Below are 11,849 nucleotides of genomic sequence, written 5' to 3'. Positions count from 1 at the left end.
ATATAATTACTAGGTATGGTATAGGGTGGGCATAAAGGGTGATTTTTACCCCAAGGACACTGAAAGGGTTGGGCTACTGTAGAGAACGAAAACGAAACTTTTTCAATTTCTGAGCGCGTTTTTATAGGGCAATATATTGAATGGTTAACCTTCTTCCTTCCGGCTCCTCCCCTCCCCCCTTCTCTATTTTCGATCCGCCTTGAGAGCAGAAATTTCCTCGGAGAGTGTAGAGAGACACCCCAACGGGTTTACATCACGCCAAAACCGTGCATCAGAACGCCAATACCTAAAGTAGTTTCTCATCAATTGCCCCCATTACATCAAAAGTTACATGGAACTAATGCTATTTTGAGGTTCGATTTGAGACTTAGACTACTTGGTATATGGTCGATAGCGGAGGGGCTTGGCCCCCCTCTTCAAATGCCCCATTCAGATTCAACCATTTTTCAACCACTGACCCCACAAAAGCACACCACCCCCCCACCGAGTCGCACCAAAAGGAAAATCCTTGTCTGATAGGGAGTTAGGTTGTAAGTCGGTGTCGGTAAAAGGGTTCCGAAATTGGCCTAAATCGGCTTGGAAGGCCGATGCTCTGCCACTGAGCTACTCCCGCTCATAAGGTTATTGTAGATAAAAAACTTGCCTTTTGCTATTTCTTGAAAAGATCCTCAAACGTACTCTTGGCCGCTTGCTCCTTCCCACGGTCGCGCGGGCCGCGTTCCGAAAGCTCAAGCCAGTCGCAGAAGTTCGCCTTGTCCTTGTCGCGCACCCACTCGGCTTGCGGCTCGCGGCACTCGTTCGGGGCGGAGCGGTCGTGGTAGCGGCAGTTGAGGCAGACGTGAACGTCGGCGCCGCATTGCTCGCACTGCGTCGAGCGCTGGGGCTTTTCCTCCTTAATCTCACTTCCGCAGGCGTGGCAGAAAGGCATTACACGAAGACGAAAACCCGGAACTCGTCCTTGTTCGGAAGGACGAACTCCTTGAAGTAATTGCGGTGCTTGGTTCGATAAGCTTTTTCCAGCTCTTTCTGGACTTCTTCCGAGATAAATTTTCCGGCCTGGAGGCACTGCGTCTTGATAACGTCCGTCACCCTGGAGATGCGCCCTTTCTCCACGGCGATCATCTTGTGGACGCGCTTGTCGCGGAGGGCCAAGTAGAACACGCCGTCGAAGAATTGCGCGTCGACGCGCGCAATCTCCTCCTCGCGCTTCGGGGCGATGACGATGCCGATGCCTTTCTCGTGCTTGTAGACGAGGCACTCGTGCTTTTGCCAGACGTAGCTCCCAAGCTCCTCCTGACCTTCGAGCAATAGCGACTTCTTCTTTTTGGCCGCGTGGGAGCCCGCCACGGGAAAGACAAGCAAGACGGCCATAAAAAGCCAGAGTGTTTTTCGCGTCATGATGTTTCTCCTTTCTTTTCTTATGGAAGCATGGCCTATTAGGTGCCTGCGGCCCCGCGCCGCACGGCCGGTTCTTTTGCCAGCTCGTCCGCGATTTCTCGAACCGCGTCGATGAGCGTCTTGATGTTCTCCTCCGTCGTGAACCAGCCGGGGCTCACGCGGACGCCGCCCTCCGGCTGGTCGTAGAGCGCATGGGCGCCGGGGGCGCAATGGAGGCCCGTGCGGACGCAGATCCCGAAGCGCTCATCGAGAATGTTTCCGACGATCGGGGGCGCCACGCCGCACAGGTTGAAGGTGAGGATCCCCGTGCGCGGCGCATCAGATGGGCCGTATAAAAAGATCCGCTCGTCCTCCCCGAGGGCCGCAAAGACCATCCCGGCGAGGCGGCTCTCCTTCTCGTGCACCTTTTCGACCCCCACCTCTTCGAGGAAGCGGATGCCCTCGGCGAGCGCCACGACGCCCCATGTGTTGAGCGTGCCCCCCTCGAGGCGCACGGGGAATTTCTCGGGCTGGAATTCCTCCGAGTCGCCCGTGCCGCCCTCGCGCCAGGGCGAGATGTCCACGCCCTCGCGGACGTAGAGGACGCCGGTTCCGGGGGGGCCGAAGAGCGACTTGTGGCCCGTCGTCGCCATCACGTCCAGCCCCAGCTCCTCCACGTCCATGGGCACGACCCCCGTCGCCTGCGCCGAGTCGATCATCACCAGGGCGCCGCGCCCGTGCGCCGCCTCGGCGATTTCCTGAACGGGCTGCAGGATTCCGATAACGTTCGAGACGTGGGTTACGACGACGAGCCTCGTGTTCTTCTGCATCGCGCGCGCGATGCGCTCCGGGCTCAGGCGCCCGTCGGCCTCGGGCGGAACGCGCGCCAGCTCGATGCACCCCTCCTTGGCCAGGCGGTTGAGCGGGCGCAGGACGCACGTGTGCTCGAAGGTGCTCGACACCACGTGGTCGCCCGCGCGCAGAATGCCCTTGAGCGCCATGTTGATGCCGTCGGTGGCGTTCATAGTAAAAACGATGCGGGAGGGATCCCCGACGCCGAAGAACCGGGCGACCGCCTGCCGCGCCCGCTCGTACTCCTCGCCCGCGTCCACGGCCATCTTGTAGAGCGCGCGCCCGGGGTTGGCGCCGAGCGATTTGCCGAACGCAACGATTTTCTCGTAGACGCGCTCCGGCTTGGGATACGAGGTCGCGGCGTTGTCGAGGTAGATAATAGGGCTGCTCATGGCTACGCACCCACCCACTTCGCGTAAAGACTCCGCGCCGTCGTAACGTCGTCCGTGCCCGAGATCATCGCGCGCCCGTCCGCGAAGACCGTCATTTCGCAGCCGTTCGCGGAGAATTGCACCAAGTACTTGTTCCGGTGCGCGCCGCCCACGCGCGAGGCGAGCGCTTCGAGGTCCAACGTTGCGGGCCGGGCGGGCCGCACCTGCACGGCGTTCCGCCCGCAGAGCGAGACGTGGGCGCTTGCGGTATTTTCAAGAAATTCGAACACGCGCTTCGCGCAGGCGGGGCAGTCCGCATGGGGTTCCTCGGGGAGGGAGATTTCCTCGACCCGGTTTTTCCACAGGTCCGCCGAAAGAAGCGTCCGCCGCACCGCCCCCTCGTTTCCCGAAAGAATCTTGACGGCCTCCATCGCCTGGTGCGCCGCCACCCACGCCGCCGCCGGGGCCAGGATGCCCGCCGTGTCGCACGTCGGGCCGCCGGGGGGCGGCATCTGCGAAAAAACGCAGCGAAGGCATGGCCCCCTGCCCGGCAGAACGTTCATCGTCACGCCGTAAGACGCAACGGCGCCTCCGTAGATCCAGGAGAGATTCTGCTTGACGCAGGCGTCGTTCAGCAGGTAGCGCGCCTCGAAATTGTCGAGACCATCCACGACGACGTCCGCGCCGCCGATGATTTCCAAAACGTTCCACGGGGTGACGTCGGCCACGACGCCCTCGACGGCTATGCCGGAGTTCAGGGCGCGAAGCCTGCGCTCCGCCGCCGCGGCCTTGGGCATGACCGCCTTGACGTCGTCCTCGCCAAAGAGCGCCTGACGCTGGAGGTTGCTCCATTCGACGACGTCGCGGTCCACGACGCGGATGCGCCCGACGCCCGCGCGCGCGAGAAGCTCCGCCGCCCGGCTCCCCAGGGCGCCGCATCCGACGACCACGGCCGTGGAGACCGCGAGCCGCTCCTGCCCCTTCGTTCCGAGCGGTTTGAACAGAGTCTGGCGCGCGTAGCGGTGCTCTTCCATCGGTCAATTATACCCAAGTCATGCGGCCGAGCCAAGGAGCGTTCCGCCCTTCGGATCCCCGGTCCTGCAAGGCAAAAAAACTCCCCGGACGGGGAGCTTCTCGGCGTATTCGGGGCGGGAGAAACGGCTACCAGTCGAGGCCCCGCATAGGCATGATGACGCGCTTCTTCTCCTCGAGCTCTTCGAGCGCCTCTTGCTCGTGCTGCCGCAGGGCTTCGAGAAGGCGCTGCGCTTCCTCCTCCGTCAGCTCGTCGGGAGCCGCCTCCTGCTGCTCGCCTTCCTGGGATTCCGAGGCTTCCTCTTCATTTTCTTCACCTTCCTCACCCTCCTGCCTCTGGCAGCTTTGCATCTGCTGCAACGCTAGCTCGTAGTTGCGCTTGGCGTCCAGGTCGCCCGTATCGAGCCGGAGCGCCTCGCGGTAGGCCTCCAGCGCCTCGGAGTATTTTTCCGACTCGTACAGGGTGTTTCCGGCGTTGTAGGCCGCGGCCTGGCGCGTGGCCTTCGCCTCCGCGTCCCCGGGGTCGCTTTCCTCGAAGGCGTGCGCGTACGCTTCGAGCGCTTCCTCAAGCTTCTGGTCGCGGAAGAAGGCGTTTCCGCGGTTGAAGTGAAGGGGGGGCGACTCGGAAAGAAGCACGAGCGCCTCGTCGTAGTGCTCGAGCGCGCCTTCAAAGTCGCCTTTCTCGTAGAGGGCGTTGCCCTTCTTGTTGAGGCCGTAGGGGGTCTGCCACATGGGCTTCATCGCCGCCGCGCCCACAAAAAAGGGCGCCACCGCGATCGTCGCCGCTAAAACGCGCAAGCTACACATGTCGGCTTTCATTCTACAGACAGGAACGCCCAGCACGCAAGCAGGTTGCTTCCTCCAGCCAATTTTGCATCTTTCTCCCGATTCCCCTACGATAGAAAGCCTATGCCCGAGCGAATCACGCCCCAGTCCAAGGATTTTGCCGAGTGGTACAACGACGTGTGCCGCGTCGCCGAGCTTGCGGACTACTCGCCCGTGCGCGGCTGCATGGTCATCCGCCCGAACGGCTACGAGCTCTGGGAAAACATACAACGCGCCCTCGACGAGCGGATCAAGGCCCTCGGGCACCGGAACGCCTACTTCCCGCTCTTCATCCCAGAAAGTTTTCTTCGCAAGGAAAAAGAGCACGTCGAGGGTTTTGCGCCCGAGTGCGCCGTCGTCACCCATGGGGGCGGCAAGAAGCTCGACGAGCCGCTCGTGGTCCGCCCCACGTCGGAGACGGTCATGTACCACATGTACGCCAAGTGGATTAAATCGTACCGCGATTTGCCGCTTCTTCTGAACCAGTGGGCGAACGTGGTGCGCTGGGAGATGCGCACGCGGCTCTTCCTGCGCACGACGGAGTTCCTGTGGCAGGAGGGCCACACGGCGCACGCCACCGAAGCCGATGCCGAAGAGGAGACGCGAAAGATTCTGGACATGTACGCCGAGTTCGCCGAAACGGAGCTTGCCATCCCCGTCATCAAGGGGCTCAAGAGCGAAAAGGAGAGATTCGCGGGCGCCCTCCGCACCTATACCCTGGAGGCGCTCATGAAGGACGGGCGCGCGCTCCAGATGGGCACGTCGCACAACCTGGGGCAGAATTTCTCGAAGGCTTTCGACGTGAAGTACCAGACGGAGCGCGGCGACTGGCAGTACTGCTGGCAGGCGTCATGGGGCGTCTCCACGCGGCTCATCGGCGCGGTCATCATGGCACATGGCGACGACCGGGGCCTGATGCTTCCGCCTCGAATCGCCTCGCGGCAGCTCGTCATCGTGCCCATCTACAAGTCGGACGATGACCGCGGCCGCGTCCTGGAGGCCGCCCGGAAGCTCGAAGCCGGCCTCAAGGCCAAGGGCGTTCGCCTGGTCCTCGATGACCGCGACACGGTGACCCCTGGAAACAAGTTCTACAAGTGGGAGGTGGAGGGCGTACCGGTGCGTTTTGAGATCGGCCCGCGCGACCTGGAGAAAAACCAGGTCACTGTGGCCGTCCGCGGGAAGAAGAGCCCTCTCCCGCTCGACCGCGTCGAGTCGGAGATTTTCGAAATCCTCGAGCGCGTGCAGAAGGAGATGCTCGACGGCGCCCTGAGCTTCCGCGAGGAGCGCACGCACCGCGTGGACGGCTACGAGGACTTCAAGGCCAAGCTCGAAGAGCGGGGGGGCTTTCTGTTCGCCCCATGGTGCGGCAAGAGCGCCTGCGAGGACAGGATTCAAGAGGACACCAAGGCCACGCTACGCGCGATTCCGCTTGACGAATCAAAGGAGGCGGGCAAATGCGTCGCCTGCGGCGGCGCGTCGGAGCGGAACGTGTATTTCGCAAAGGGATATTGACCGGTGCGGCCGCGCCGTTGGAGGCTTCCGCCTCCGCTCGGATGGAGGACGGTACCCTACCCTTTTTTTGCATTCCATTTTACCCTTGTGTTATAGTGGCACCTTGAGCACTACCAAAGCGGGAGACGTCAAATACTGATTATGCGGCTTACCTGTTCCATCATCCTGATCTGCTCAAGCCTAGTGGGGGCGGCCCACGGAGACACGGCCGGGGCGGCTGACCGCCCCAACGTCGTCCTCATCTCCATCGACACGCTGCGGGCCGACCACCTCTCATGCTACGGCTATCCCGCCGTAACTTCGCCTCAAATCGACCAAAAGCTGGCAAGAAGGGGTGTCCGATTCACACACTGTTTCTCGCAGGTGCCTCTCACGGGACCCGGGCACGCCACGATGCTCACGTCGCTCTATCCGCACGAGCACGGCTCCATCCGAAACGGCGTGCCCGTCGTCGATTCGGTCGTTACACTGGCGGAGATCCTCAAGGAGCAAGGCTACGCGACGGGGGCTTTCTTGAGCGGCTGGACGCTCCGGCGGCGCATGACGGGCCTCGACCGCGGCTTCGACGTCTACGACGACGCGATGACCGACCGCTACCGGGTCGTCAATACGAAGCGCTCGGCCGAGGAAACGCTTCCCCATGCCACGGCGTGGCTCAAGGAGAAGGCCGCCGAGGGAAAACCGTTCTTTTTGTTCCTGCACTTTTTTGACCCCCATGCTCCATACCGCGCCCATCCCGAATTCGCCGATCCCGAGCCCAATCCCGCCTCCCACGGCCGCTGGGGCTTGGAAATCCCCGAGCGCCGCAAGGTCGAGCACTACAACCAGGAAATTTCCTACACCGATTCATACGTTGGACTGTTTTTGGATGAACTGGAATCGATGAAACTAACCGAGCGCACCCTGATCGTGCTGACCTCCGACCACGGCGAAAGCCTGGGGGAGCACGGCTATCTGGGGCACGGACGCAAGGTGTACGAGACCAATCTTGCCGTACCCCTGCTGGTGCGCTATGACTCGCATCTTCCGCGAGGGAAGGTGGTTCCAGGGACGGTGGCCTTGCTGGACGTGGCCCCGACGGTGCTGGAACTGTTGGGCCTTTCCTCGCCTCGACAATTTCAGGGAATGAGTTTGAAACCTTGGATTGAAGGTGAAGCGCCTTCCGACGCCGGGCGTACGTTATATTTCCAGACGTACTCCGGCGCGATAGGGCACGTGCCGCGCATACTGCGGTGGCTCTTTCGGCGCGAGCCTTCCACGCTGCCCCGCAAGGTGGGCATGTTCTCAGCTCCCCACAAGATCATCTACACGCCTGCAACCAAGCAGCATGAAGTGTACGATCTCGCAAGCGACCCATGGGAGCAGGAGAATCTTTTCCAAGAGTTTCCCCGCTACCAAGACACCGGCCACCGGCTGGTGCAGAGGATTAAGTCGACGGCGGTTGTATCCCCCGCGGCCACTCTCTCGCGCGAAGATGAAGAAAAACTCCGGAGCCTTGGCTACACGAACTGAACGTCGCGCGCCGAAGCTCGGGAGCGTTCTCCATACCGCATGCGAAATGAGGTGGCCGTATGGTTTATCTGAAAGGCGTTAGCAAATACTACCGTCCTGACGTTACCGCGCTCAAGGACATTGAGCTCCTCGTCGAGGAAAACAGCACGACGGCTCTTCTGGGGGAGGAGAGGTCGGGCAAATCCACACTGCTCCGGCTCATCAACCGGCTCGAGGGCCCCACTTCCGGGCAGATTCAGGTGGGCGGCGTGGACGTAAACCGGGTGAATGTGCTCGAACACCGGGCCACGATGGGCTTTGTCGTGCCCGGAGGCGGCCTCGTTCCACATCGAACCCTTCGCCAAAACGTCGCCCTCGCGCCGCGCTTGGCGTCTTTTCCGAGAGCCCGCCGCGGCGAGGAAATCACCCGCATCCTAGGGGTGGTCGGGCTTGATGATGCCGCCGCTGGAAAATATCCGGCTTTTGCAAGCTCCATTGAGCGCCTGCAAGCGGCGTTTGCACGCGCGCTCGTGGCGAGTCCGCCGCTCGTGCTTTTGGACGAGCCGTTCTTCGGACTCGGCCGCACGGAGCGCGACCTCATGCGGCGCGAGTTCCTGCGCGTCCGCTCCCTTTGCCCCAAAACCACGTTCGTAATCGCGACACGCGACGTCGTCGAAACCGTAAAGCTTGCGACCGTGGTGGTGCTGATGAAGGAGGGCCGCGTTCTCGAAGCGGCGGACACGAAGACGTTCATCCGGAGTCCCCGCACCAAGTACGGCGAGGCGCTCGTGCGGCGGCACAAGTTTCAAATCGAGCTTGAAGCCGTGAGCCTAGCCGAGTTGATGATTCGCGATCCCATCTTCATTACACTTTCCCAGGCGAATCTTCCCGTGTCGCGGGCGGTGTTTTTGATGCGCAAGCACCGCATCGGAAGCCTCCTCGTCGCGGACGAAAACCGCGTGCTGCAGGGCCTTATCAGCCTTGAGGATGTTCAAGACGGGAACCCAGAGCGGCGCATCGGCGACGCCGTCAAAACCAACGTCTTTGCATTGAATACGACGGACAGCTTTTCGGACGCCCTGGGATTTTTCGTGGAAAGCGAGGAGGAGTTCCTTCCCGTTACAGATGAATCGAATTGCCTCCAAGGACTCATCACGCGGAAGGGTATTTCCAAACAACTTGAAAAGCTTTTGTAACGCAAGGAGAATCATCTATGCTGTCTCTGCTCACATCGGATCAGACGCGCCTCGTGCTGGAGGCCGCTTTGGAACACGCGACCCTAAGCCTCAGCTCGGTGGGGGCCGCGGTAGTGGTGGGAATCCCGATTGCCTGGCTTCTTTCGCACACGAGGCTCTGCGACCGCCTGGGCGACACCATACTCCACGTGCTTTACGCCTTCCCTTTCGTGGGCCTTTTGGGGCTCGCGATAGGTGCCCATGGAAAGGGCGCGGCCGCGGTGAACATTCTTGTGGGGGTCTACGCGCTTGTGCCCGTCGTTTGCTGCACGTCGCGCGGCATGCGCCGCGTCGATCAGACCACGCTCAAGGCATGCCGCAGCATGGGGTTGAGCGAAGTGCGCCTTTTCTTCCTTCTCAAGCTGCCTCAAAGCATGCCGTTTTTCCTGGAAGGACTGCGCCTTGCGCTGCTCGCGGCGCTGGCGCTCGTGGCGCTTGGCGGATTCGTCGGCGTCGGGGGTCTCGGGAACCTCATTTTCACGGGCATCGTGCAGAACCGGCCCGCTCACTGCCTTGCGGGCGGCACGGTGCTCTGCCTCGGGGCGCTTGGGCTGAACGAGGTCCTTAAAGCGCTGCGGTGGAGGTTTGAGCGCTTTGAACAGCAGCCCCTTTCGGAAAGCAATGTGCTGAGTTTCTGAAGCCATGCCGAAAACCACCCGAGCCCCCCGTCCCCTTCCCGCAAGCCGCCTGCGGCGGTCGGTGCCGAAGAGCCGATTCCGCTTTCGAAGCACGGCGGATTTGAAGCTTGACAGCCGCCACATCATCAGCCAGAAGCGCGCCGTCGCGTCCATCGAATTCGGGCTGGACATGGAAAGTAAGGGCTACCATCTCTACGTGGCCGGCCCGGTGGGAATGGGCAAGCACCGGGTGACGCGGCGCCTGACGGAAGCCCTGGCGCTCAAGCGCCCGCAGCCCAACAACTGGTGCTACGTGTACAACTTCCAAGACCCCGACCGCCCCATGGCGCTGTCGTTTCCGGCGGGCGTCGAGCGGGAATTCGCCGTGGCGATCCAGGGAGCCGTGGCGAAGCTGGCCGAGGACATTCCCAAGACGTTCCGCGGCAAGGAGCACGAGATGCAGAAGCAGAACGTCACGGAGGCGTTTCAAGAAAAGAAGGCGGAAATTCTCGGCCAGATGGAGAAACGCGCCAAGGAGCTTCAATTCCAAATCCAGCGGACGGATGGAGGCTTCGTGACACTGCCCCTCGTGAAGGGGAAGCCGATTACGCCGGCGCAGTTTGCGGCCTTGGATCCCGAGGCGCGCAAGGACATCGAGCGCCGGCAAGCGACACTCCACGAGGAGTTGCGCGACCACTTCCGCGCCCTGCGCGAGCTCGACCAGCGCCTCCAGGCGCAGTGGAAGGAGCTCGACCGCTATGCCCTGCGCTTCATCGTGGAGCCCCTCTTCCATGAGCTCAACGAGTGTTTCGCGAAATATTCCTCCCACGTGGCCGACTATCTGCGCGCGCTTGAGGAGGACATCATGGCCAACCATCAGGATTTCCTGGAGGCCGAGAAGAGCGGCGGGGAGATTGCTCCGGCCCAAGCGGGGAAGGAGCTGGCCGAGTTCGCCTCCGCGTTCGAGGCGTCCGAGATGTTTCAGCGCTACCGCGTCAATCTGCTGGTGGACAGCTCCGAAAGCCAGGGCGCGCCCGTCGTCGAGGAGCTCAATCCTTCGTACTACAACCTCGTCGGGCGCGTCGAAAAAGCCGTTCAGATGGGCATGGTCTACACGGATTTCACGCGCATCAAAGCGGGCTCTCTCCTTCGCGCAAACGGCGGCTACCTGTTTCTCAACGCGGCGGACATTCTGAGGCGTCCCTTCGCCTGGAGCGCGCTCAAGCGGGCGCTTATTACCCGTGAGGTCTCGATCGAGGACATCGGCGAGGCGCACGGCGGCGTTCCCACGACCGGCCTCCGTCCCGAGCCGATTCCGCTGCATGTCAAGGTCCTTCTCTTCGGCAACACCTATATTTACCAGCTTCTCCATCGCTACGACGAGGATTTTCGAAAAATTTTCAAGGTGCGCGCCGATTTCGAGACCGACGTTCCCCTCTCCGTGCGCACCTCAAACGATTACGCCCGCTTCATCGCGCGCATCGCGCACGAGGAGAATTTGCCGCACTTCGACGCAAGCAGCGTCGCCGCGGTAGTCGAGTTCGGTGCACGGGTGGCCGAAAACCAGAAGAAACTCTCTCTCCGCCTCATTGACATCGCCGACCTGGCGCGCGAGGCGGCACACTGGTGCCATGAGGAGGGAAGCAAAACCGTAACCCGCGCCCACGTCGAGCAGGCGCTCGAGGAGCGCCTCTACCGCTCGAGCCTCATCAGCGAAAAAATTCGCGAGCTCATCGCCGAGGGCACGCTCCTCGTGGACACGCGCGGCGGCGTCGTGGGGCAGGTGAACGGCCTCACCGTTTACGACTTCGGCCACTTCGCCTTCGGCCGACCGGCGCGGATTACGGCGGCCACGCGCCTCGGCGAAGAAGGCATCGTGGACATCGAGCGCCGCGTCAAGCTCTCCCACTCCGCCTACGACAAGGGCGTCCTTATCATCTCGGGCCTCTTGGGCGAGCGCTTCGCGCACGACAAGCCCCTTTCGCTGGCAACCAGCCTCTGCTTCGAGCAGAGTTACTCGGAAATCGACGGCGACAGCGCCTCCGTCGCCGAGTTCTGCGTCATCCTCTCGAGCATCGCCCGCGTGCCCATTCGGCAGGGCATCGCCGTCACGGGCTCCGTGAACCAAAAGGGCGAGGTGCAGGCCGTGGGCGGCGTCAACGAGAAGATCGAAGGTTTTTTCGAGGTATGCAGGATCAAGGGCCTTACGGGACGGCAGGGGGTCGTTATCCCGAAGGCGAACGAGCAGAGCCTTATGCTCAAGAAGGAGGTCGTCGAGGCGGTGCGGAAGGAGAAATTTCACATCTACGCCATCTCGAGGGTGGACGAGGCCGTGCCTCTTCTGATGGGGAAGCCCGCGGGGCAGCGCGGCCGAAACGGCGTGTTCCCGAAAGGCACGCTCTACGCCCTGGTGGACAAGCGCCTGCGCGAGATGGCGCTCACGCTCCGCCGCTTCGGCGACCACCGCAAGAAGCCCGCGGACAAGAAAGCCTCGTCGAAGCCGCGGAAGAAGCGCAAGGAGCGCAGGCGCATTTGAC

At 62.0% G+C, this 11,849-nt stretch carries 10 protein-coding genes; 5 read left to right on the top strand and 5 right to left on the bottom strand.

The genetic code is table 11. The annotated features are described in order from the left end of the window. Positions 1-649: 649 nt before the first annotated feature. The 5 genes from JSV08_07825 to JSV08_07805 all read right to left on the bottom strand — a co-directional run bounded on the left by JSV08_07825 (position 650) and on the right by JSV08_07805 (position 4,439). Positions 650-928 (bottom strand): hypothetical protein, encoded by a 279-nt coding sequence (locus tag JSV08_07825; GenBank protein ID UCF80410.1) that lies wholly within the window; start codon positions 926-928, stop codon positions 650-652. After that, the gene (locus JSV08_07820) at positions 928-1,398 is read right to left on the bottom strand and encodes a hypothetical protein (protein UCF80409.1); all 471 of its coding nucleotides are present in this window, start codon (positions 1,396-1,398) and stop codon (positions 928-930) included. Before JSV08_07820 ends, JSV08_07825 begins: the two co-directional genes overlap by 1 nt. Before the next feature lie 38 nt (positions 1,399-1,436). Next, a complete protein-coding gene (locus JSV08_07815; protein UCF80408.1) occupies positions 1,437-2,621 on the bottom strand; it encodes an aminotransferase class V-fold PLP-dependent enzyme in 1,185 nt (394 codons plus the stop codon). Between the two features lie 2 nt (positions 2,622-2,623). Continuing rightward, the gene (locus tag JSV08_07810) at positions 2,624-3,634 is read right to left on the bottom strand and encodes a ThiF family adenylyltransferase (GenBank protein UCF80407.1); all 1,011 of its coding nucleotides are present in this window, start codon (positions 3,632-3,634) and stop codon (positions 2,624-2,626) included. 127 nt (positions 3,635-3,761) lie between these two features. Continuing rightward, positions 3,762-4,439, bottom strand: coding sequence for a tetratricopeptide repeat protein (locus JSV08_07805; protein UCF80406.1), 678 nt, complete (start codon positions 4,437-4,439; stop codon positions 3,762-3,764). A gap of 102 nt (positions 4,440-4,541) precedes the next feature. On the opposite strand from JSV08_07805, the gene JSV08_07800 reads away from it, so the two are divergent. The 5 genes from JSV08_07800 (at position 4,542) to JSV08_07780 (ending at position 11,848) form a co-directional block, all read left to right on the top strand. Beyond that, entirely contained in the window at positions 4,542-5,969 is a 1,428-nt protein-coding gene (locus JSV08_07800) for a proline--tRNA ligase (GenBank protein UCF80405.1), read from the top strand. A gap of 141 nt (positions 5,970-6,110) precedes the next feature. Next, entirely contained in the window at positions 6,111-7,481 is a 1,371-nt protein-coding gene (locus tag JSV08_07795) for a sulfatase (GenBank protein ID UCF80404.1), read from the top strand. Between the two features lie 59 nt (positions 7,482-7,540). Then, on the top strand, positions 7,541-8,656 hold the full coding sequence (locus JSV08_07790) for an ATP-binding cassette domain-containing protein (GenBank protein ID UCF80403.1): 1,116 nt from the start codon (positions 7,541-7,543) through the stop codon (positions 8,654-8,656). 17 nt (positions 8,657-8,673) lie between these two features. Further along, positions 8,674-9,333 carry an ABC transporter permease subunit gene (locus JSV08_07785; protein ID UCF80402.1) on the top strand — a complete coding sequence of 220 codons (660 nt, stop codon included), beginning with the start codon at positions 8,674-8,676 and terminating at the stop codon, positions 9,331-9,333. Positions 9,334-9,337: 4 nt separating this feature from the next. After that, positions 9,338-11,848, top strand: a complete 2,511-nt coding sequence (locus JSV08_07780) for an AAA family ATPase (protein UCF80401.1) — start codon at positions 9,338-9,340, stop codon at positions 11,846-11,848. The last annotated feature ends 1 nt before the right edge of the window (position 11,849 follow it).

It is taken from the genome of Acidobacteriota bacterium (assembly GCA_020349885.1).
Classification (GTDB): Bacteria; Acidobacteriota.
The sequence above is the reverse complement of the archived record's forward strand: the minus strand, read 5'-3'. Positions and strand labels throughout refer to the sequence as shown.